Source organism: Methylomonas sp. LWB (assembly GCF_001856095.1).
In the GTDB taxonomy this organism is placed as follows: Bacteria; Pseudomonadota; Gammaproteobacteria; order Methylococcales; family Methylomonadaceae; genus Methylomonas; species Methylomonas koyamae_A.
The window spans coordinates 14,613-35,639 of the sequence record NZ_MKMC01000078.1; the positions used below are offsets into that span (position 1 = coordinate 14,613).

A 21,027-nucleotide genomic window follows, 5' to 3' on the forward strand; every position below is an offset into this window, starting at 1 on the left:
CCATCGCGGAGAGCTTAGCAGCGCCGCGATCGTAGCCATTCGCAAAGAACAGCGGCCGATAACGCTCTGTGTCTATTAGTATCGCGGAACGCCGGAATCGCATGCCAGCGACCAAGCGTCTATACCGCCCTGCAAGTTATATAGGCGACTATAGCCATGGTGTTGTAAAAAGAAACAGGCTTGCTGGCTACGCATGCCGTGATGGCAAATCACGACAATATCGCGCTCGGTATCCAGCTCGTCCAGTCGTTGCGAAATCTGTTGCAACGGAATCAACTGACTGCCTTCGATACGGGCATAGGCGAACTCGTGGGGTTCGCGAACATCCAGCAGTAGCGGCGCCGGCTCGGCTTCCAGGCGTTGTTTAAGTTGTTGTGGGGTGTATTGGGTTATCGGCATAAAAAGGTTTCCAATCGGGTCAGCGCGGCGGCCATTCTATCGACAGAAGCGGTATATGCAAAACGAATGTGCCGATCGGCGCGATAAACGCCAAAATCCCTGCCAGGCGTCACGGCCACGGCCTGGGTTTCCAACAACTCTTTGGCGAATTCGAAACTATCGTCCGCCAAATCGCTGCTGTCCGCGTAGACGTAAAAAGCGCCTTGCGGTTTGCGGGCAATGCGAAACCCCAGTTTCGGCAAATTTTCGCACAGAAAGTCGCGTCGGCGCTGAAACTCCTGCCGCCGCGCTTCGAGTTCCGCCAAGTTTTCCGGGGTAAAGCTCGCCAGCGCGGCATACTGCGATTGGGTGGAGGTGGCTATAAAAATGTTTTGCGCCAAGCGCTCCGCCGCATCGACAAATTCTTCGGGCACCACCAACCAGCCGACCCGCCAACCGGTCATGCCGAAAAATTTGGAGAAACTGTTGATAACGAAGACTTTGTCGCTAAAGGCCAATGCGCTGGACACCGCATCGTCGTAGACAAGGCCGTGATAGATTTCGTCCGAATAAAAGCAACCGCCCAACTCGGCAACCTTGGCGATGGCTTGACGTAGCGCTTCCCGGCCTATCACGGTACCGGTCGGATTCGACGGCGACGCAATCAGCGCGCCTTTGCATTCCGCGCCCCAGTGTTCGGCGATCAGGTCGGCACTGAGCTGGTAATCGTCGTCCGCGCCAACTGGAATTAATTCGCTACGTCCGCCGAATAGCCGAACAAAATTATCGTTACAGGGATAGCAAGGATCGGCCATCAGAATCCGCTCGCCAGGATTGATGCTGATACCGAAAGCCAACAAAAACGCACCGGAAGCACCTGGTGTCACGAAAATTCGCCGGGCATCGACGTTGATACCGGCCGCATGATAATAATCGGCGATAGCCTCGCGCAGCGCCGGTAATCCGGCTGCTGGGGTGTATTTAACTTCGCCGGTCCGCAGAAACCGGTTCCCGGCAGCGATCACCGCCGGCGGCGTCGGAAAATCGGGCTCGCCGATTTCCATGTGAATCACGTCGCGCCCCCGAGCTTCCAATTGCTTGGCGCGCTGCAAAAGTTCCATCACGTAAAACGCGCTGATCCCGTGCATCCGTTCCGCAATATGCTGCTTCATTCCCACCGACCCAGAAACCAAAAGAGCCGCATCATAACAAACTTCTTGCTTGCCCCTGGCTATTCTGATAAAAAGCCCCGATTTTTTCAGTCCGCCAGGAGTCATTGGATGAACAATTCTCAACCTGCTACGTCAGAATATTCTTTTAAACCTTACGAGGAAAAAGATGGCGAAGAGTACATGAACGAAGCGCAGCTCAAGCACTTTGCTGCGATTTTGAACAAATGGAAATCCGACCTGATGAAGGAAGTTGACCGCACGGTCACGCATATGCAGGACGAAGCCGCCAATTTCCCCGATCCCAACGATAGAGCGACCCAGGAATCCGAATTCAGCCTGGAATTGCGCACCCGCGACCGAGAGCGCAAATTAATCAAGAAGATTGATGAAGCCTTGAAGGAAATCGAATCCGGCAATTACGGTTATTGCGAAACCTGCGGCATTGAGATCGGCATCCGCCGTCTGGAAGCCCGCCCGACCGCGACCCTGTGCATCGATTGCAAAACCCTGGACGAAATCCGCGAGAAACAACTGGGTTGATTGCGCAACCCGATTCGGTACGCTACATCGGCCGGTTCGCGCCCTCGCCCACCGGCCCACTTCATCTCGGCTCGCTCTACACCGCGCTGGCCAGCTTTCTGGATGCCCGCAGCCACGGCGGTCGCTGGTTGCTGCGAATCGACGATCTCGATACACCGCGTAACGTAGCCGGTGCCGCCGAACGTATCATCGACACATTATTCGGGTTCGGGCTGCAATGGGATGACGAAATCGCCTTCCAAAGCCAACATCTGGACGAATACGCCGCCGCGATCGAACGGCTCCGCGAGCGAGGCCTGATTTATCGCTGCATTTGCAGTCGCGCCAAATTGGCCGACTCGCCGGATCGCTATCCAGGCTATTGTCGAAATCAGAATCCCGATCCCAGCCAAGCTCATGCGTTGAGGCTCGCCTGCCCGAACCAAGACGTCCGCTTTATCGATCGCTTGCAAGGGCCGATGCGGCAAAATCTGGCCGAACAGGTCGGCGATTTCGTCGTCCTACGTAAGGACCGGATTTTCGCCTATCAATTGGCGGTGATCGTCGATGATTGTCGGCAAGGGGTCAACCATGTCGTGCGGGGTTACGATTTATTGGACTCCACGCCCAGGCAGTGTTATTTGTACCAGCTATTCGGGCAAGCTCCGCCAACGTACGCGCACATCCCCGTCATCGTCGACGGTAACGGCCAAAAACTCAGCAAGCAAAGCCGTGCCGCCGCCGTCAGCACCCACTCGGGCGCTCGCACCTTATATCGGTTGCTATGCTTGCTGAACCAAGCGCCACCCCCGTCGTTGCGTAATGCTTCGATCGCGGATTTAGTCGACTGGGGAATCCGCCATTGGCAACCGGCGCAACTCAGCGGCGTCGCCCGAATTAGCCAACCTGTCGCCCACGATTATTAAAAAAGGAGATGAAGATGTCCGACCAGAAACTGTATCCGGTGATCCCGGCCATCGCCGCCGGCGCCCATATCGACACCGACCGCTACCATGAAATGTATCGTCGGTCGATAGACGATCCGGAAGCTTTCTGGTCCGAGCAGGCGGAACAATTTTTGGACTGGGAGCGCCGTTGGGATAGCGTACTGGCTCACGATTACCCGCGCGGCGAAATTCAGTGGTTCATCGGCGGCAAGCTGAATGTCACCGTCAATTGCCTGGATCGGCATCTGGCCACTCGCGGCGACCAAATCGCCATCATCTGGGAAGGTGACGATCCAAGCCACCACAGCACCCTGACTTACCGGGAACTACACCGCCAAGTTTGCAAATTTGCGAACGTGATGAAATCGCACGGCGTCGGTAAAGGCGACCGGGTTTGTATTTATCTGCCGATGATCGCCGAGGCCGCCGTCGTGATTTTAGCCTGCGCCCGGATCGGCGCGATTCATTCCATTGTGTTCGGCGGCTTCTCCGCCGACGCCCTGCGCGACCGCATACTCGACGCCGACTGCCGGTTTTTGATCTGCGCCGACGAGAGCTACCGGGGCGGCAAAATCGTCCATTCCAAACTGAACGTGGACAAGGCCGCCAAGCAATGCCCGAACCTGCGAACCGTCGTCGTCATCAAGCATACCGGTCACGATATTCCGTGGAGCGACGGCCGCGACGTCTGCTACCACGAAGCGATGCAGAGTGCCGACGAGACCTGCGAGCCGGAGTTAATGGACGCCGAGGATCCGTTGTTTATTCTCTATACGTCCGGATCGACCGGCCTGCCCAAGGGCGTTTTGCACACGACCGGCGGTTATTTACTGTATGCCGCGATGACCCACAAGTATGTGTTCGACTATCGGGAAGGCGACGTTTATTGGTGTACGGCCGACATAGGCTGGATCACCGGGCATTCCTACGTACTGTACGGCCCACTTTGCAACGGCGCGACCACGTTGATGTTCGAGGGGGTCCCAACCTACCCCGAACCCGATCGCTTCTGGCAAGTCATCGATAAGCACCGGGTCAACATTTTTTATACCGCGCCGACCGCGATACGCGCACTGATGGCGCAAGGCGATGCCTACGTTCAGCGTACTGGCCGCGACTCCTTGCGCGTACTGGGCAGCGTCGGCGAACCCATCAACCCCGAAGCCTGGGAATGGTATTACCGCGTAGTCGGCGATCAACGCTGCCCCGTCGTCGACACTTGGTGGCAAACCGAGACGGGCGGCATTCTGATTACGCCTCTGCCAGGCGCGACCGCATTGAAACCCGGTTCGGCAACCCTCCCGTTCTTTGGTATTCAACCGGCCATCTTGGATCCCGAAGGCCATCCGCTGGACGGCGAAGCGGAAGGCATACTGGTATTGACCTTTCCATGGCCGGGTCAAGCCCGTAGCGTCTACGGCGACCATCAACGCTTCGTCGATACCTATTTCAGCAAATTTCCCGGTTACTATTTCGCCGGCGACGGCGCCCGCCGCGACGCCGACGGCTATTACTGGATTACCGGCCGTATCGACGACGTATTAAACGTTTCCGGTCACCGCCTGGGCACTGCCGAAATCGAAAGCGCGCTGGTCCTACACGACCAGGTCGCCGAAGCGGCGGTCGTCGGTTTTCCGCACCCAATCAAGGGTCAAGGAATTTACGCTTACGTGACTTTGAATGTCGGCGTCGAAGGCAACGAGACCCTGAAAGCGGAACTGAAGAATTTGGTCCGCGAAGAAGTCAGCGCGATTGCGCTGCCCGATGCGATTCAATGGTCGCCGGGACTGCCCAAAACGCGCTCCGGTAAGATCATGCGACGTATCTTGCGCAAGATTGCCGCCAACGAGTTCAGCGATTTGGGCGACACCTCCACGCTAGCCGATCCGGCTGTCGTTGAGCAGCTGGTCGCCAACCGACAGCATCCGAGTTGAAGCCACAGCTCGCGCTAGCCTATTTCGGGGTCGTCCTGATCTGGACCACGACACCACTGGCGATAAAATGGAGCAGCATTGGTGTCAGCTACGTGTTTGGCGCGACCGGCCGGATGTCCATTGGTTTGGCCTGCCTGCTGGTTCTGTTATTACTGCGTCGGAAAGGCTTGCCTTGTCACCGGCTAGCGCTACGCACCTATTTAGCCGTTTCGATGCAGATTTATGCCAGTATGTTGATCACCTATTGGTCGGCGCGTTTCGTACCGTCAGGCTGGATCTCGGTCATTTTCGGCCTCGGCCCATTCATGACGGCGTTCATGGCTGCCGCTTACCTAAAGGAGCGCAGCCTAGGTTGGCGAAAACTAGCGGCTTACAGCCTAGGCGCTTTTGGTTTGGCCGTGATGTTCAGCTCGGCCAGGGAATTGCATCCAATGGCCATTCAAGGCACGCTCGGCATATTGCTGGCAACCTTTATTCACGCGGCTAGCGCGGTCTGGGTTAAGCAAATCGACGCCAAACTACCGTCGGTGCAGCAGATCACCGGCGGATTGCTGATTTCGGTGCCTTTATACTGGTTGACCTGGCTAATATTGGACGACGGCGCCCTACCGACACAAATTCAGCCACAAACTCTATATGCGATCGTCTATCTCGGTGTCGTGGCAACAACACTGGGATTTGCCTTGTATTACTACGTGCTTGGACAACTGCCGGCCACCGACGTGGCCATGATGAACCTGATGACACCGGTATTGTCGTTATTACTGGGTTATCTGGCCAACCGCGAACCGATCACGATGAAAACCGTCGTCGGCACCAGCCTGATCATGGCGGCATTAGCACTGCATCAAAGGGCTGACCGTGCCAGTCTACCCGTTCGAATTGCAAAATCCAAAAACCGACGCGCGAAAAAAAACCGGGGCCGCTAACGCGGCCCCGGTTTCCAATCCTACCTAAAAATTAGCTAATTAGGCATTCACGACCGATTTACGGCGGCCAGTGTACAACAAGCCCAACAATGCGCTGGTCAGCATCCAAATGGAAGCCGGCAGCGGAACTTGAGAGACTGGATTGTCGTCAACGACGGTTGACGGAGCGATGTCGGTAACCAATGCGATGTCGGTCAGCAGTTTGCTACCGAACGCCAGCAAGTAGGAATTGTCAACCAATTCCAAGCCTTTCTTAACATTGGTCCAAGTACCACCGCTGGTTTTCATACCAAATTGAAAATGACTTGAGCCTTTCAATGTGCCGGTAACGCTAGGATCGCTGAGCAAGCTCACGGTCCAATCGGAACCGCTAGCAGCCGCAAAGCTAACAGTAGCGCCGCCAGTGAATGTCAAAACAGGCATTGCACTGCTTGATGTGGCGGAATCTTCGAAAATGCCGAATTCTGCACCCGAAAAACCCAACACAGAAGCAAGGGTAATAAAATTGATGTCACCGTCGGTAGGTTCCCACACAACGCTTGCAGAAGCAGCGTTGGCAACCATCAACAGGCACACCGCCAAACATTTTTTGAAAGATAAAATCATCTTCATTGATTTTCCCCATAGTTAACGTTAACAAAAGGCCATCCTAATAGCCAACCTTTCCTAGAACCGATATTGATCCACAATGCCGATCATAAGAGAGACATGCGCAAGTGACTTCGTGCCAAATGCTCATGTCAATTTTATTACTGCAATATGCATACCATGTATTCAACATGTTAAAAATCAAAAACTTAAAAACATTAGGATTCGATTATGTAAAAAAAACCAACAGAATTTCGCACGTTAGTGTTCAACAGGCCGTTTATTCACCAATCCGGTGCGAACGGCAATCCGCATCAGTAACGGTAACGGCATCGTCTTGAAGCCTATCGACAACACCTTGCCGGATCAGAGCGTACCAAACCGGCCGAATGCGGTTGCGCTGACGTACGGCCGCCACAATCCCCTGTTTGACAAGCTGGTCGCGGTAAAGAATCGCCCGCGATTTTTCGGTGAATACGCCCAGAGACAATGCGCCTTTCAAATCGCCGGATGGAATCGGCCAAAAATCCGTCAAGCCTTTAGCTCTAAGCATCATTTTGTTGATGCGTAATTGCTCGGCGTCCCTAGCAGGCGGAAAGTACACTTGAAAATCGCCGGGAACGGTGAATTCGTCACTGTAGGAATCGACCGCTGTCAAGGATTTCGCAGCCAGCCAACGCCTCATCTCCAGGCGATCGACAAAGGGTCCGATTCGCAGACAGCCGGAACGGTCGCGGTTTTCTCGAGCCTTGCTGTCCGCCGTTTGGGGATCACGCTGCGTGATTTGCAAATCGTGCGGTTGGCTGAAAAACGCTGAAACCTCTTGGGTGGCGGAAGCGAGCGAGCTCTGCGAATAGCGGTCGACGATTGCCGAAATCGCCGCTCCCCGCCGGGCATTCTCGCGTTCGGAAACCAGTAGTATCGGCGGCGCGGTCGAATCGCCGGACGTTGGCGCATTGAAAGCACCGGAGTGCAGCTCCCAAAAAAACCACACAGCATTTGCTAAGCACAATAGCAGAAAAAAAAACCTCATCTCCGGCCCGCCTCGCAACAGATCAGCAAACCCTTTAATACTAATTTGACATCGACGACGGCCTCCACCGTCAAAAGCCCCTGTAACAGCTCAGCATCGCCGCCGCACATTAATAATCGGTAATGCGGATGCCTGATCAAAGTCGCCTCTATCAACCCGATTGCAGCGGACAACACACCACTATCGATGGCCGCTTCGGTAGTCATTCCAAGCCCAAAGTCCGCTTGCCGTTCGACCAGCGGCAGTACCTCCGTACCAGACGCCAATACCCCCTTCATCAGGCTAACGCCAGGAGCTATTAGACCACCCTGATGCCGGCCATCTTCGGAAAGCAAGTCCAACGTGATTGCGGTCCCGCAGTCAACGACACACCATTGCCCCGGATAATCACGGCGAACCGCCAGCAAAGCCAGCCATCGATCAATTCCAAGCTTATCGGGAAAGCGGTAAGCATTAACGACTCCCGCTGAGCTCGCCGTCGATAACGGCTTCACAATCGCCACCCCCGGCCACAACGATTGCGCCACGCTCAGCACATCGTCGAGGACTGCCGGCGCACCGACAGCGGCGACGCCGATACAATCGGGTGTGGCATATATTTGCCATTGCCGCCGTAACCAAGCTGCGAATCCGGCTTGTCGATAATCGACCGCGTGGAGGTCGCCGACCTTACCGTCGACCGCCAATGCCCATTTCAAACGGCTGTTACCCAGGTCGACCAATAAAATCACGATTTGCTAAAACTCACCTCGCCGGACGCGAAGCGGCGTAGCTCACCGTTCGCATCCGTTAGCAACAGAAAACCTTGGTCGTCGATGCCGGCCACAGTTCCGCGATGCGCAAGGCTCCCTATTGAAATATCCACCGTTTTTCCCACCATGCAATCGACCTCACGCCAGTCTTCGATGTAATCGACCAGGGTACGCTGCTCGAACTCCGCCAACACCGGAAGCCAATGATTTAGTAACACACCGCTGACCCGATTGCGATCGGGACGAGCGGAGCCGCCCAAGACCGCCACCAAATCCGCCCAGTCCTGATCGATAGCCTCACCTTGCTTGGCCGACATATCGACATTCAATCCTAGTCCGGCCACCGCATGGCAGGGTCCGTCGCTTTCACCGGAAACTTCAATCAAAATACCGCCCAATTTCCGCTGTCGCCAATAGATGTCGTTAGGCCATTTCAATCCGACGTCGTGAGCGCCCAACTGACGCAACGCTTGGATTGTCGCTACGCCCAGCGCCAGACTCAGTCCGGCGATGGCGGCGGGACCGCCTTGAAAACGCCATAGTATCGACAAATAAATATTCCGCCCAAACGGCGAAACCCATTGCCGACCACGCCGCCCCTTGCCGGCTGTTTGGCGTTCGGCGAGGCAAACCAGGCCGCCAGGCACACCTTGTTCGGCAAGTTCGTGTAAGTAGGTATTGGTGGAAGCAATAAGGCCGTGGACCTCCAATCCAGTCAAGAGACCGGAAGCGCGATGGTGCAAATAAGCGAAAATTCGCTCACTGTCCAACAGATCCATAGGTGTAGCCAAACGGTAACCCTTACCCGACACGGCCAATATTTCAATACCCAGCTCGCTCAACCCTTGCAAATGCTTCCAGACCGCCGAGCGACTGACGCCGAGCGCTCCCGCCAATTCGGTACCTGAATGAAATCGCCCGTCGACCAAAAGGGCAATGAGTTGTCTATCGACCGGAGAAATCAATGAACCGTCCCGCAACTAAGGGCCCAGGCCGTTTCAAGTTTCGTTTTTATCGCGTAGTTGTTGCAGCTGTTTTTTAACCACATGCTTGATCAATAACTCCCTGTCGTCTTCTTTCATGTTGATGTATTCCACGCAAACCGCGTACGGCCGCTCGGGATTATCCGCAGAAATATCCTTGCAGTGCACGACTCTGGCGTAAGCGACAATGACCGCCATGCAGGACGTCAGCAACATTCTCAGTTCCAGAACTTCACCTTCCGACACCGGCGTTTCGTTGCTAAACGCCAAACCGGTGGCGCTCAGGCTGACTTCCCGGGTATCGTGTTCCGAAAATTGCTCGGACTGGCTGGTCAACACCTGGGCGATCAAATTGATTTTGGTATCCAGCAACTTCAAATATTCGAACAGATCCGGATCGCGCCGTTCCAATCTCGGCGCCAATAATCTGGCCTCTTGATTAAGCACTTCCAACGCGGACGCGAGCGAACAGTTGCTGAGCACATCGTCGGACACATGGCTCAATACCTTGACGTGATTTTTGTCGATGACTTTGTGCAACAAGTTAATCGTGTCGTTGACCCGAAAATATCGCCTTTTTTCTGTAATTTCGTCCGCCATGGCCGCTCTGTCCTCAAATTTTTAGATAGGATTCAATCGATATTCCAGCAATTCTAGCGTATCCACGATCGGAAACGTGAACCTTAGCCGCCCACGACCACATCGTAGCCGCTGAAAAGCGCGGGCAAATCGCGGCGCCCAAGCGGCTTCAGAGGTATTATCGGCACAAAGACCTCCACACCGCGTTCGATCAGGGACTCATGTTCGACAAACACGTCGGAGACCCCATAAAAAGCCAGCGCTTCGAACATTCCCGCCGTATCTTTTAGCCCTAGCCCACTCGCTCGCTGCCCCTCGACCACCTGCCAGACGCCATCATCGACGAACAACACACCAACGGTCTGATCGAATGCGGCGGTCGTTAAGATCAAGTCCAAGGCTTCCTGGACACCGTTACCGCAATGCGGGGCCTGGGACAACATAAACAAGTAACGTTTTTTCATGGCGATTAGAACGTCAAATAACGGTCCGCGACCAAAGTCGCTTCCAGCCATTGCCCCAAGCCGGCAATCCGAAAACCGGGCGCCACATCATCGTCGTTTTTACCCTGGCGCCGCGCCTCGTCCGCGCACAACAGGCCGCGCCGTTGCGCCGCCGATATGCAAACCACCAAATCGATGCCATTCAGTTCCGCCAATCGACTCCAGTCCGCGACCGGTGCTCGCTCATCATCGGGCGGACTGGCGTAGCGGAACGCATGGTAGACACCATCGCGATAAAAAAATACCCGAACGACCTCGTGACCTTGGGCCAATGCCGCTTCCACAAACCGAAATGCGTGCAAACCGGCATTGGTCAAATAAGGACTACCATTAACCTGTACTGCAAATTTCATCACGCTGTAAAATGTACCGGGCAAATTCAACCATACGCCGCATTTTAATACGGCTCTAACGACTTTGCCGCGAATCCTTGCGCGATTGAACCCTTGACCGCCGTTTGCTGTCCCAGCCTTCATGAAATTGACTGCCCTAATTCTCGGCTTAAGCCTGACTTTGTTCACCGCCTCTGGCGGAGCCATTGAAATCGAAAAAATGCAACTACCGGACATGGGTGATTCCGCGGGCGCGCTGATCTCGCCGGTCCAGGAACGGGAATTCGGCGAGGCATTTTTCCGCAATCTGCACACTCAGGCCGAAATCAGTCAAGACCTGGAAATCGAGCAGTACATTCAAAACATTGGCAGGCAATTGGCGGCGCACAGCGACAATCCGGCAACGCCGTTCCATTTTTTCGTGGTCATGGAACCGGATATCAACGCCTTTGCCGGCCCCGGCGGCTACATCGGCGTCAATTCCGGCTTGATACTTTTGACCGAATCCGAAAGCGAATTGGCGTCGGTCATGGCTCACGAGATCGGCCACGTCACTCAACGCCATTTATACCGCTCGATCGAAAAAGCCAGCAAAATGTCGATACCGACCGTCGCCGCGACGTTAGCGGCCATTCTGGTCGCCACTCAATCGCCGAACATGGGCCAGGCGGCCCTGATGGCGGTCCAGGCCGGTAATATTCAGTTTCAGATCGATTTTACCCGCGAACACGAAAAAGAAGCCGATCGGGTCGGCATGCAGACGTTGGCCGATTCCAATTTCGATCCGCGCGCGATGCCGGTATTCTTCGAAAAACTAATGCAATCGACCCGCTATTACGGCAAGGGCGTACCTGAGTTTTTACGTACCCACCCGGTCTCCGAAAGCCGGATCGCCGACACCCGCGGCAGGGCTGAAACCTATGCCTATCGGCAAATTCCCGACTCGCTCGGCTACCTATTGACGAAAGCCAAGCTGATGGTCACCACCGCGAGCGATAAAAAATCGGCGCTAAAGCACTTCGCGACCTTGGAACTGCAGGGCACGACGGAACAGCGGGCGGTAGCACGCTATGGCATCGGCTTGATCCACCAGGACGCTCAAGAATTCGCCCAGGCCTCAGAAATCTTTCAGCAATTGACCGACCAATATCCGAATCAACCGCAATACCCGTTCGCGCTGGCTAGAACCGCAATGGACAGCCACGACTATCAAAAAGCCAGCAACCTATTAAGCAAAACCAGCGAGCGCTTTCCCAGCAACGACGCGATCAAGATCGAACTCACCCGGGCGTTGATCAAAAACAGCCAGCCCGAGAGAGCGCGACAAGTCTTGCAATCAATGTCGGATTATCAAAAACAGCAACCCTTCTATTACGAGCTACTGGCGCAAATCCATGCCGATTTAAAACAACCGGCCGAATCCCACCGCTACATGGCCGAATATTATTTCGCTAGCGGCGATACTGAAGCCGCGATGACCCAAATCAAACTCGCCAGACAAGAAACCGATCTCAGCTTTCAACTACAAGCCATCCTCAACGAACGCCTCAATTTCTTCATCAGCGAGGAGGAGTCTCGCAAAGCAGAACACTAAACAGCAATGTTAACAGGCACTTATCTATCGCAAACCCTTGTAATTCTCAAATAATTTCGAGGCAAAACAACCATCCCGAAATCGCGTATTTTTTGTTGGACAGTCGGAACTTTTTTCACTACACTTCGCCCACCTTTTACGGAGTGCATGCGACCCAAGGCGGTCGTAGCTTTAGGGGGAGGGAAGCGGCCTGTATAAAGGCTGAACAACAATAATAATTAGTGTAACTGCTTAACTAAACTGTCTTCGAGACAGGCGTCCACAACCATAACAACAATAATTACAACAACAGGACGGGCCCGCGTTAGCGGGCTTTTTATTGCCTATCGATTTCCCCGTCTACGCAACTCTGTTCGGCAATTGGCTAAGCCGGCCTTTTATCTTATAATCGAAGCCCCGCTTGGGCCGAGGCCCTAAGATCGAGCCGTCCTCAGTGCTCAAGCATCCTCACAAAACTCACCAAGGTTAAAACATGGCACGCGTTACCGTTGAAGATTGTTTAGAAAATGTCGAAAACCGTTTCAAACTGGTATTACTGGCCAGTAAACGGGCCAGACAATTGGAAAAAGGCGCGGACGAGTTCGTCCCGCGCGGTAAAGACAAGGATACCGTCGTGGCCCTGCGCGAGATCGCAGCCGGTTTTGTATCCGAAAGCAATGTCGACAGTCTGCATCGCGCCGGCTACGTTTCGGAAACCCATATCGAAATCTAAAGTCCATGCCCGAGACAGCCGCCAAACCCGCCCCGGCCCTACCCGCGATAGAGCATCCCGAAGAGAAACTGCTTCACCAGCTCTGCGAGGGCCTACGCGGCTATCTCGATGCCGACCAAGTCAACGACGTCGTCCGCGCCTACCATTACGGTGCGACGGCACATTCCGGACAATTTCGCCGTAGCGGCGAAGCCTATATTTGTCATCCGGTTTCGGTGGCGATCACGCTGGCGAGCATGCACATGGATGTCCACGGCATCATGGCGGCGATCCTGCACGATGTCATCGAAGACACGCCGATCAGCAAGGAACAACTCGGTCTGCAATTCGGCGTCGAAGTCGCCGAACTGGTGGACGGCGTCACCAAATTGTCCAAAATCGATAGCCGCTCGCGTGCCGAAGCTCAAGCCGAAAACGTCCGCAAAATGTTTCTGGCGATGGCTCAGGATTTGCGCGTCATTGTCGTCAAGCTTGCCGACCGGCTGCATAACATGCAGACCATGGGCAATATGCCCTCCGACAAGAAACGCCGGATCGCCAAGGAAACCCTGGAAATCTACGCCCCGATCGCCAACCGACTCGGGATGAACGAGATCCGCCATCAGCTTGAATCGCTGGGGTTCAAGGCGCTCCACCCTTACCGTTATTCGGTGATTTCCAATGCCGTCAAAAAATCGCGCGGCAATCGTAAGGAAATCATCGATACTATCCAAAACGCGATCCAAAATCGCTTAAACGAAAGCAGTCTCAGCGCCACCGTGGCGGGCCGCGAAAAAAATATCGCCAGCATTTACCAAAAAATGCTGAACAAGCGCATCTCCTTCACCGACGTGTTCGATGTCTACGCCTTCCGGATTTATTGCGCCCAAGTCGACGACTGCTATCGGGCGTTGGGCTGCGTGCACAACCTTTATAAACCGGTGCCCGGCCGCTTCAAGGACTATATCGCCCTACCCAAGGCCAACGGCTACCAATCGCTGCACACCATTTTGATAGGCCCCTACGGCGTGCCGATCGAGATTCAGATCCGCACCCACGACATGCATCGCATGTCCGAATCCGGGATCGCCGCGCATTGGCTGTACAAGTCGGATAAGGACAAAAGCGAGACGATACAGGCGCGCGCCAACGAATGGTTGCGCGATTTGCTGGAAATTCAAAAGTCCGCCGGCGATTCGCTGGAGTTCATCGACAACCTCAAGGTCGATCTGTTTCCGCAAGAAGTCTTCGTCTTCACGCCCAAGGGCAAGATCATCAAACTGCCGCGCGGCGCGACCATCGTCGATTTCGCCTATATGGTGCATACCGACGTCGGCAACGCCTGCATCTCGGCCCGGATCGACAAAAAGCTGGTACCGCTGCAAACCAAGCTGGAAAACGGCATGACCATCGAAGTCATCACCGCCGCCTGGGCCCGCCCCAATCCGTTGTGGCTGAACTACGTCACCACGGCCAAGGCCCGCAGTTGTATTCGCGCCTATCTGAAGAACTTCAAACAACAAGAAGCGATCAACCTCGGTCGCCGCCTGCTGGAAAAAGAACTGCAAAGCATCGGCATCCAGCTCGAACAGGTCGATAACAGCCGAATTCTGCAAGTGTTGCAAGTCTTGAAAAAGCACTCGTTGAACGACTTGCTGGAAGACATCGGTCTCGGCAACAAAATGCCCTTCCTGGTCGCGAAACACATCGCCCAAACCGACGTCAACGCCGCAGTCAAGCTGCACGACAACGTGCCCAAGGCCAGTACGCCACTGATCATCAAAGGCACCGAAGGCATTGTCGTCAGCCTGGCCAAATGTTGCCGGCCGATCCCCGGCGATCCGATCATCGGCTTCTTCAATCCCGGCAAGGGCATCGTCGTTCATCACCACGAGTGCCGCAACAGCAACGAAGTCAGAAAAAAGCAAACCAGTTGGTTGGACGTGGAATGGAGTCCGGAAGCCAGCGGCGAATTCCCGGCCGAGATCCGCATTGAGTTATTAAACCAACGCGGTTCGCTAGCGACGATCGCCTCGACGATATCAGGGATGGACTCGAACATCGAAAACATCACCGTCGTCAGCCAGGACGATCGAGTGTCGGTCGACCTGCTGATCCTGGCGGTGCGCGACCGGGTCCATCTGGCCAACATCATCCGCAAACTGAAAAAACTTTCCATCGTTTTGAAAATCACCCGCATCAAGGCCTAACATGAGCAAGGAAATCATCTCCACCCCGAATGCCCCGCAAGCGATCGGCACCTATTCGCAAGCCGTCAAAGTCGGCGATACCGTTTACCTGTCCGGCCAGATCGCGTTGGACCCGGCGACCATGCAAGTGGTCGAAGGCGATATCGCCGTCCAAATCCGCCGCGTGTTCGATAACTTGAAAGCCGTCGCCCAAGCCGCCGGCGGCGATTTCAGCGACATCGTCAAACTCAACATCTTTCTGACCGACCTCGGCAACTTCGCCACCGTCAACGAAATCATGGCCGAATATTTCAGCCAACCCTACCCCGCCCGCGCCGCTGTCGGCGTGGCTTCTCTACCCAGAGGCGTCGGTGTTGAAATTGATGGCGTGATGGTCTTGGCTAACTGATCATTCATCGCCGCGCTACCACATCCGGCGCGCGAACTCGGTGCCGACTTGCAGGCGCGGACCTTCCCCTCGGTCAGTACGTTTTCCGCTTAGGCCAATCCAAAACCGGACTTCATCAAAGGGATCCAGGCGAGGACTCCAGAAACAATTCGGTGCAAGAGATCTCGGTTTTACCGGTCTCTTTCAAGGAGTCGGATCACTACCGTCGATGCCTCCAGCAAAGGCCTGCCGATCCGTACCCTAAGTTTGAAACACCGACAGCACTTGCAAAAAACTCGGTTCGGGCGAAGCCTGCAAATGCAGACGCTCGCCGGTAATCGGGTGCGGAAAATCCAACGCGGTGGCCGCGAGCATTAATCGCCCTTGACCGAAACGCTCGGCGAAATAACGGTTGTGGCGGCCTCGGCCGTGATTGGCGTCGCCGATGATAGGGTGACTGATATGTTTCATATGCCGGCGCAATTGATGCTTTCGACCGGTTTCCGGGCACAACTCGACCAGACTGTAGCGACTCGTCGAATGGCCTTCAATCTCAACCGGGATTTCCGTCGTCGCCAGGCGCCGGTAACGGGTGCGGGCTTCACGCTCGGGCTGCGACTCGCCTTTCCGCCGCCGGTCTTCCGGCTCGTCGCGTAAAGGGTGATCGATCAAGCCGTGTTCCGGCAACCAGCCGCGTACCATCGCCAGATAGGTTTTGGAAACCTGACCCGCCATCAGCGTTTTGCCTAAGACACTCGCGGTACTCGGGTCGCGAGCGAACACTAATAGACCGGAAGTGGGACGATCCAGCCGATGCACCGGGTAGACGTGCTCGCCGCCGTTCATCGCTCGTGCATATTGCAGAGCGAACTCGGTTTCGTGCTTATCGATGGGACTGCGATGCACCAGTAAGCCAGCCGGCTTGTGTACGGCCAACAGCCACGGGTCCCGGTAAAGCTCGGTTAGCGGATTACACTCTAACGACATCGACGATTCGCTGGCCGATGTTGATATAGCCTAATTCAAGCGCGGCGAACTAAGAAGAACCTTGCGCGCCGACACTCAACCCGGCTGGCCGTCCAGGCGCGGCGCGGTCAATATTGGCGCATAGTAAAACGCAAACAGCGAAAACGCCGCCAGCCAACAATAGGCGGATGCCATCACCAGGCCGCCGTACCAGGTCGGCATCAGTGCAGGGACCAGCACCCGGAACAAGGCCGCCAGATTGACGGCGATAAAGGCGATCGCAATCACGTTGGAGGCTTTCAAGGCGCGTCCGGTATGGCCGAGCGCGACCCTCGCCATCATGCCCAAGGTCAAAATCCCGATCCCGCCAACCGTGAATGCATGCAAGGCCAAGGCCGGCGCCACCCATGCAAACGCCGACAGCGCCACCAGAACGAAACCTACAATCACCCAAGCGTAGCCGATGTAGAGCACCCACAGCAGCGGTACATACCAGATACGCGGGTTGTACCAACCGGCGATGCGCAACAGGCTCAAAACCGCTGCCGCAAACGCCATCGCCGCCAGAAACAGACCGGAAACGCCGATCAACAATAATAAAAATACCGCCGCGCCGGCCAAAATCGCCGCGATGTCCAAGGCGGGGCTACGAATGCAGATGACCCCCGACAAACCCCGTTCGGTAAAAAACGGAAACACCCGGCCGGCGATCACTAAAATCATTACGACCACCAGTCCCGCCATCAAATTCAGCCCCCGCGCGGCTCCGGCGACAGACCAGCCCAGCACTTCGCCGTGTATCCAGGCATTCGCCAGTGCCATCAGCAGTAGCAACGCGACGAACACCCCGTGTTGATATTGCCGGGCTTGTAAGATCGGTCGAGCGACAAAGTAAGTCAACGCCGGCAGAAAACTCCAATCGACCGCCGCGATTAACACGTCCGGCAGCCATTCGGAATAAAACGGCAGCACCCTGCCGTACAACCACAGAAAACTCAAGGATGCCAATTGATCCGGGCTGACCGTCGGCCGCGAGGTCCAGTTGGCGACGGCGGTCAACAAAAATCCGGCGATCACTGCCGAGGTGTAACCCAGCAACATTTCGTGAGCATGCCAGAGCGTGCCTGGAAAATAGTGGTCGACATGCAGATTGCCGTTGGACATCGCGTTCCAAAGCCCAATCAAAGCCAGCGCCGATAAACCCGCCAACGCGAAAAACGCCCGAAAGCCCATCGCGAACAGCGGATAATCAAAAACCGGTTTGTTATTCATGCAAGCGCTCCTCCAGCCAATCGATTTCGTGATCCGAGAATCCGGCGATTATACGCACTTCTCGGTTAAACGGGCCCTTGGGCTTGCCTTGGTAATGCGTCAATAACAAGGTTTGGTAGTGCTGTTCCGGATTTAGTCCGCGTTCGGCCGACAAGCGCTTGAACCAATAGGAACCCCGCTCGACGTGGCCAATTTCGTCCTGGTAAATCCGCGCCAGGACGGCAACCCCCGGCACATCGCCCAATGCCTGAAGCTTGGCGATCATGCCCGGCGTCACATCCAGGCCGCGCGCCTCCATGCAACGCGGCACCACGGCCAGGCGGGCCAGCACATCGCCGACGGTGTCCTCCGCATGCGTCCACAAGCCCCGGTGCGCGGGCAAATCGCCGTAATCCACCGAATAGCGGCGCATGTGCTCGCGAATCATCGCGAAATGTTCGGCCTCCTCGGCGGCGACGGCCAGCCAATCCCGATAAAAATCGGCCGGCAGGCCGCGAAATCGATAGACCATGTCCCAAGCCAGATAAATCGCGACGAATTCAATATGCGCCAACGCATGAAAGAATGCCGCCTTGCCAGCATCGGAATCCAAGCGCCGCCGCGGCATGTCGCGCGGCATCGCCAGGATAGGCCGAGCCGGAAATACGGTATCGGCCATCGCTCGAACTCGACCGGTATCGTCAAAGGCCAGCGCCCCGGCGTCGCAAAGCTGCTTTGCGCGCCGTGTGTGGTTTAACTTGGCGGCGATATCGCCGTCGAACAAACAACGTTCGGCAATCTCGAATAAATTTTCCAATGTCTCTCCGGTACCGCCGGTTTTCGAAGACCGGAAATCGGCCCTAAAAGCGGTCAAACCGGAGATTTTAACGGATAGCGCCGCGCTCGGCGCCCGCTAAGGACAGACGATCGCGGTTAGAGGTGGAAATAGGCAATGGTTTTCTCGAGCGCGCCGGAAATACCCTCCAACTCCCGAGCGGCATCCGAAGTTTTGTGGACGGCCGTCGAGTTGTCTACCGTCATTTGGGCGATGCGCTCGACGTTACGGGCAATTTCGGAACAAGCGATGTTTTGCTCATGAATCGCGGCGGTGATTTGTTGAATGTGTAGCGCAACGTTCGCCGAGCTATTTTCGATCTCGTCGATCGACAAACCCGCCTGCCTGGCCAAGTCCGCGCCGGCATCCACCTGCGCCACTCCCGCCGACATCGTCGTCACCGCGCTTTGGGTGCCGCTTTGGATTTTCGCGATGGTTTGGGCGATTTCCAACGTCGAACGCGAGGTGCGTTCGGCCAGCTTGCGCACTTCGTCTGCGACCACCGCGAACCCCCGCCCCTGCTCGCCGGCCCGAGCCGCTTCGATCGCGGCATTCAAGGCCAGCAAATTGGTTTGATCGGCAATGCCGCGAATCACGTTGACGATGGCAGTCACTTCATTGGACTGCTGTTCCAGGCTGGCGATAGCCGCGGCCGAATCGGCGACCGCGGCGGCGATGTTGGCCATTCCGGAGGCCGCCCGCAAAATCACCTCGCGGCCCGCGCTGGAAATTTGCTCGGTTTGGCGGCTGATTTCGCGGGCGGAACTGGCGCTGTTGGCGACTTCGCTGATACTGGCCGTCATCTGTTGCACGGCGGCGGCGGTCGTGTTGGCGGCTTCGCTCTGAACGTAAGAAGCCTTCGATACTTCATCGGCGGTCTCCGCCAATCGATGCGCCGCCAGCGCGGCCCGATGCGAACCTTGCTCGATCGCACCGACAATATCGCGCAATTTATCGCGCATGCTGGCCATCGACGCGACCACGCTAGCGGCATCTCCCGGCTTGACCGGAATCTTGACCTTTAAATTGCCGGCGGCGATTTGACTGGCGATGTCGCTGACCTCGAACGCTTCGCCGCCCAGCTTGCCGAGCACCCCGCGTACAATGAACACTGCGGTGGTCAGCGAGAACAACACCACCACCAAACCCAAGCCCAGGTTAGTCCATTTCAACCCGGCAAATTGCGCCAACATGTCCGCGATTTGCCTATCCATCTTGTCGGTCTGGGCGTCGCCGAGTTTGCCGATCAATCGAACGTATTCGCTAATGTTGCCGCGCAGCGTGTTGACCAGATACCGCTTGGCCTCGTCCGCCATTCCGGACTTCACCAACTCGACGTACTGTTTGCGATTGTCGGTATAGGTTTTACGAGCGGCGAGGGTCTCGGCCAGCAATTGCTTGTCCGCCGGATCGGCGACGGCAGCGTTCAAAAACTCGAAGCTGGCGGTAATACTCGCGCTATTGGCGGTCATCTCGTGGGTAATCGCTTCGATCTCGCCGGGATCGCTGGTTTCACCCAGTAACAGGGTATTGGCCCAGTTGCGCAACACGTTCATGCGAATGTTGTTGGCATGCGCCGTGGTCGGATACACCGTCTCCGAGATAAACTTGGCACCGTCGCCCACTTCGCTGCTCTTGAAATGCGTCACGCCGACCATCGCGACGTTCAAAATCACGACTCCGCTGAGACTCCAGGCCAATAACGTGGCAATTTTCAAATTCGCCAACATATCTGCTTCTCCCTTATCAAGACGATGAGTGTCAGGGAAGTATAGACAACAAGCGAAAGCGTGGTTTTGTGAAGCGCGTTGACTGAATAGAGGGCCATCAAGCCGGCCGGGAAATACCGCCGACCGGCACTGTTACGGGAACACGAGACTGGTAACTCGCCGTACCAAGTACCCCGGCCGACCGGCGGGATTCGGATACTGGCGCCAAGCCCGTGTTATCGCTCGGCGCCTATCTGGAAGATGGACTTAGTGACTGCAACCGGCGCCGTGAACATGGCCGTGAGACATTTCGTCGGCGGTGGCCGGACGCACATCGACCACTTCGACGTCAAAGGTCAAGGCCTCGCCCGCCAGCGGGTGATTGCCGTCTATCGTCACGTCGTCGCCGTTGATTTCGGTCACGGTGATGACGCCAGAACCGTAATTGACGTCGGCGTGAAATTGCATGCCCACTTCGACCTCCATGTCGCCGAACATGGTTTTCGACACGACTTGCTTCATTTCTTCTTGAATTTCGCCGTAAGCCTGATCGGGCGCTATCGTGACGTTGAATTTATCGCCGGTTTGCTTGCCGGCCAGCGCCGCTTCCAAGCCGGCGATGATGTTGCCGGCGCCGTGCAAATAAACCAACGGTGCTTCGCCGCGCGAACTGTCCAGCTGCTCGCCGTCCCGGTTGGTTAAGGTATAATGAAAGGAGACTGCGGTATTATTGGTAATCTGCATAAAGCGCCTTG

The 21,027-nt window shown here is 55.8% G+C and carries 22 protein-coding genes; 8 read left to right on the top strand and 14 right to left on the bottom strand.

What is annotated here, in order from left to right; translation table 11 throughout:
• Window positions 1-75: 75 nt before the first annotated feature.
• Both BJL95_RS20855 and BJL95_RS20860 read right to left on the bottom strand, forming a co-directional pair.
• The gene (locus BJL95_RS20855; RefSeq protein WP_071160583.1) at window positions 76-399 is read right to left on the bottom strand and encodes a rhodanese-like domain-containing protein; all 324 of its coding nucleotides are present in this window, start codon (window positions 397-399) and stop codon (window positions 76-78) included.
• Window positions 390-1,550, bottom strand: coding sequence for a pyridoxal phosphate-dependent aminotransferase (locus BJL95_RS20860; protein ID WP_071160584.1), 1,161 nt, complete (start codon window positions 1,548-1,550; stop codon window positions 390-392). The genes BJL95_RS20855 and BJL95_RS20860 overlap by 10 nt, the downstream gene beginning before the upstream one ends.
• A 108-nt stretch (window positions 1,551-1,658) precedes the next feature.
• Between BJL95_RS20860 and dksA the strand changes: the two genes are divergently transcribed.
• From dksA to BJL95_RS20880, 4 genes are read left to right on the top strand one after another with little or no spacing between them, the layout of a single operon-like run.
• Window positions 1,659-2,090: an RNA polymerase-binding protein DksA gene (dksA, locus tag BJL95_RS20865; protein WP_064031780.1), complete on the top strand. Its 432-nt coding sequence runs from the start codon at window positions 1,659-1,661 to the stop codon at window positions 2,088-2,090.
• Window positions 2,087-2,995: a tRNA glutamyl-Q(34) synthetase GluQRS gene (gene gluQRS / locus BJL95_RS20870; RefSeq protein ID WP_254786864.1), complete on the top strand. Its 909-nt coding sequence runs from the start codon at window positions 2,087-2,089 to the stop codon at window positions 2,993-2,995. Before dksA ends, gluQRS begins: the two co-directional genes overlap by 4 nt.
• Before the next feature lie 14 nt (window positions 2,996-3,009).
• Window positions 3,010-4,950 (top strand): acetate--CoA ligase, encoded by a 1,941-nt coding sequence (acs, locus tag BJL95_RS20875; protein WP_071160704.1) that lies wholly within the window; start codon window positions 3,010-3,012, stop codon window positions 4,948-4,950.
• Window positions 4,947-5,879: a DMT family transporter gene (locus BJL95_RS20880; protein WP_071160585.1), complete on the top strand. Its 933-nt coding sequence runs from the start codon at window positions 4,947-4,949 to the stop codon at window positions 5,877-5,879. The genes acs and BJL95_RS20880 overlap by 4 nt, the downstream gene beginning before the upstream one ends.
• A 39-nt stretch (window positions 5,880-5,918) precedes the next feature.
• Here BJL95_RS20880 and BJL95_RS20885 read toward each other — a convergent pair whose 3' ends face one another.
• The 7 genes from BJL95_RS20885 to tusD all read right to left on the bottom strand — a co-directional run bounded on the left by BJL95_RS20885 (window position 5,919) and on the right by tusD (window position 10,670).
• Entirely contained in the window at window positions 5,919-6,491 is a 573-nt protein-coding gene (locus BJL95_RS20885) for a hypothetical protein (protein ID WP_064031782.1), read from the bottom strand.
• 256 nt (window positions 6,492-6,747) lie between these two features.
• Complete coding sequence (locus BJL95_RS20890; protein WP_139306366.1) at window positions 6,748-7,461, bottom strand: hypothetical protein; 714 nt, start codon at window positions 7,459-7,461, stop codon at window positions 6,748-6,750.
• Window positions 7,462-7,496: 35 nt separating this feature from the next.
• Window positions 7,497-8,231 (bottom strand): type III pantothenate kinase, encoded by a 735-nt coding sequence (locus BJL95_RS20895; RefSeq protein ID WP_071160587.1) that lies wholly within the window; start codon window positions 8,229-8,231, stop codon window positions 7,497-7,499.
• Window positions 8,228-9,232 (bottom strand): bifunctional biotin--[acetyl-CoA-carboxylase] ligase/biotin operon repressor BirA, encoded by a 1,005-nt coding sequence (gene birA, locus BJL95_RS20900; protein ID WP_368086618.1) that lies wholly within the window; start codon window positions 9,230-9,232, stop codon window positions 8,228-8,230. The genes BJL95_RS20895 and birA overlap by 4 nt, the downstream gene beginning before the upstream one ends.
• Before the next feature lie 18 nt (window positions 9,233-9,250).
• On the bottom strand, window positions 9,251-9,835 hold the full coding sequence (locus BJL95_RS20905; protein ID WP_064031785.1) for a PilZ domain-containing protein: 585 nt from the start codon (window positions 9,833-9,835) through the stop codon (window positions 9,251-9,253).
• An 83-nt stretch (window positions 9,836-9,918) separates the two neighbouring features.
• The gene (gene tusC, locus BJL95_RS20910) at window positions 9,919-10,278 is read right to left on the bottom strand and encodes a sulfurtransferase complex subunit TusC (RefSeq protein ID WP_071160588.1); all 360 of its coding nucleotides are present in this window, start codon (window positions 10,276-10,278) and stop codon (window positions 9,919-9,921) included.
• 5 nt (window positions 10,279-10,283) lie between these two features.
• Window positions 10,284-10,670 (bottom strand): sulfurtransferase complex subunit TusD, encoded by a 387-nt coding sequence (gene tusD / locus BJL95_RS20915; RefSeq protein WP_071160706.1) that lies wholly within the window; start codon window positions 10,668-10,670, stop codon window positions 10,284-10,286.
• A 121-nt stretch (window positions 10,671-10,791) separates the two neighbouring features.
• On the opposite strand from tusD, the gene BJL95_RS20920 reads away from it, so the two are divergent.
• The 4 genes from BJL95_RS20920 (at window position 10,792) to BJL95_RS20935 (ending at window position 15,532) form a co-directional block, all read left to right on the top strand.
• Window positions 10,792-12,243 carry a M48 family metalloprotease gene (locus tag BJL95_RS20920; protein WP_071160589.1) on the top strand — a complete coding sequence of 484 codons (1,452 nt, stop codon included), beginning with the start codon at window positions 10,792-10,794 and terminating at the stop codon, window positions 12,241-12,243.
• A gap of 472 nt (window positions 12,244-12,715) precedes the next feature.
• Window positions 12,716-12,955, top strand: a complete 240-nt coding sequence (gene rpoZ / locus BJL95_RS20925) for a DNA-directed RNA polymerase subunit omega (RefSeq protein ID WP_064031788.1) — start codon at window positions 12,716-12,718, stop codon at window positions 12,953-12,955.
• Window positions 12,956-12,960: 5 nt separating this feature from the next.
• Entirely contained in the window at window positions 12,961-15,144 is a 2,184-nt protein-coding gene (locus tag BJL95_RS20930) for a bifunctional (p)ppGpp synthetase/guanosine-3',5'-bis(diphosphate) 3'-pyrophosphohydrolase (RefSeq protein ID WP_071160590.1), read from the top strand.
• Between the two features lies 1 nt (window position 15,145).
• Window positions 15,146-15,532 (top strand): RidA family protein, encoded by a 387-nt coding sequence (locus tag BJL95_RS20935; protein ID WP_071160591.1) that lies wholly within the window; start codon window positions 15,146-15,148, stop codon window positions 15,530-15,532.
• Window positions 15,533-15,772: 240 nt separating this feature from the next.
• On the opposite strand, the gene BJL95_RS20940 is transcribed toward BJL95_RS20935, so the two are convergent.
• From BJL95_RS20940 to BJL95_RS20960, 5 genes are all read right to left on the bottom strand, one after another.
• Window positions 15,773-16,498, bottom strand: coding sequence for a pseudouridine synthase (locus tag BJL95_RS20940; RefSeq protein ID WP_064031791.1), 726 nt, complete (start codon window positions 16,496-16,498; stop codon window positions 15,773-15,775).
• Between the two features lie 75 nt (window positions 16,499-16,573).
• Window positions 16,574-17,749 (bottom strand): NnrS family protein, encoded by a 1,176-nt coding sequence (locus BJL95_RS20945; protein WP_071160592.1) that lies wholly within the window; start codon window positions 17,747-17,749, stop codon window positions 16,574-16,576.
• Window positions 17,742-18,545, bottom strand: coding sequence for a ferritin-like domain-containing protein (locus BJL95_RS20950; protein WP_071160593.1), 804 nt, complete (start codon window positions 18,543-18,545; stop codon window positions 17,742-17,744). Before BJL95_RS20950 ends, BJL95_RS20945 begins: the two co-directional genes overlap by 8 nt.
• Before the next feature lie 116 nt (window positions 18,546-18,661).
• Window positions 18,662-20,293 carry a methyl-accepting chemotaxis protein gene (locus tag BJL95_RS20955; protein WP_064031793.1) on the bottom strand — a complete coding sequence of 544 codons (1,632 nt, stop codon included), beginning with the start codon at window positions 20,291-20,293 and terminating at the stop codon, window positions 18,662-18,664.
• Between the two features lie 246 nt (window positions 20,294-20,539).
• Entirely contained in the window at window positions 20,540-21,016 is a 477-nt protein-coding gene (locus BJL95_RS20960; protein WP_064031794.1) for a peptidylprolyl isomerase, read from the bottom strand.
• Between the last annotated feature and the right edge of the window lie 11 nt (window positions 21,017-21,027).

What these genes read in the sequence shown, in the direction of transcription:
- BJL95_RS20855 (WP_071160583.1), bottom strand. Translation starts at nt 399, where the DNA reads ATGCCGATAACCCAATACACCCCACAACAACTTAAACAACGCCTGGAA.
- BJL95_RS20860 (WP_071160584.1), bottom strand. Translation starts at nt 1,550, where the DNA reads ATGAAGCAGCATATTGCGGAACGGATGCACGGGATCAGCGCGTTTTAC.
- dksA (WP_064031780.1), top strand. Translation starts at nt 1,659, where the DNA reads ATGAACAATTCTCAACCTGCTACGTCAGAATATTCTTTTAAACCTTAC.
- acs (WP_071160704.1), top strand. Translation starts at nt 3,010, where the DNA reads ATGTCCGACCAGAAACTGTATCCGGTGATCCCGGCCATCGCCGCCGGC.
- BJL95_RS20885 (WP_064031782.1), bottom strand. Translation starts at nt 6,491, where the DNA reads ATGAAGATGATTTTATCTTTCAAAAAATGTTTGGCGGTGTGCCTGTTG.
- BJL95_RS20905 (WP_064031785.1), bottom strand. Translation starts at nt 9,835, where the DNA reads ATGGCGGACGAAATTACAGAAAAAAGGCGATATTTTCGGGTCAACGAC.
- tusC (WP_071160588.1), bottom strand. Translation starts at nt 10,278, where the DNA reads ATGAAAAAACGTTACTTGTTTATGTTGTCCCAGGCCCCGCATTGCGGT.
- tusD (WP_071160706.1), bottom strand. Translation starts at nt 10,670, where the DNA reads ATGAAATTTGCAGTACAGGTTAATGGTAGTCCTTATTTGACCAATGCC.
- BJL95_RS20920 (WP_071160589.1), top strand. Translation starts at nt 10,792, where the DNA reads ATGAAATTGACTGCCCTAATTCTCGGCTTAAGCCTGACTTTGTTCACC.
- rpoZ (WP_064031788.1), top strand. Translation starts at nt 12,716, where the DNA reads ATGGCACGCGTTACCGTTGAAGATTGTTTAGAAAATGTCGAAAACCGT.
- BJL95_RS20930 (WP_071160590.1), top strand. Translation starts at nt 12,961, where the DNA reads ATGCCCGAGACAGCCGCCAAACCCGCCCCGGCCCTACCCGCGATAGAG.
- BJL95_RS20935 (WP_071160591.1), top strand. Translation starts at nt 15,146, where the DNA reads ATGAGCAAGGAAATCATCTCCACCCCGAATGCCCCGCAAGCGATCGGC.
- BJL95_RS20940 (WP_064031791.1), bottom strand. Translation starts at nt 16,498, where the DNA reads ATGTCGTTAGAGTGTAATCCGCTAACCGAGCTTTACCGGGACCCGTGG.
- BJL95_RS20945 (WP_071160592.1), bottom strand. Translation starts at nt 17,749, where the DNA reads ATGAATAACAAACCGGTTTTTGATTATCCGCTGTTCGCGATGGGCTTT.
- BJL95_RS20955 (WP_064031793.1), bottom strand. Translation starts at nt 20,293, where the DNA reads ATGTTGGCGAATTTGAAAATTGCCACGTTATTGGCCTGGAGTCTCAGC.
- BJL95_RS20960 (WP_064031794.1), bottom strand. Translation starts at nt 21,016, where the DNA reads ATGCAGATTACCAATAATACCGCAGTCTCCTTTCATTATACCTTAACC.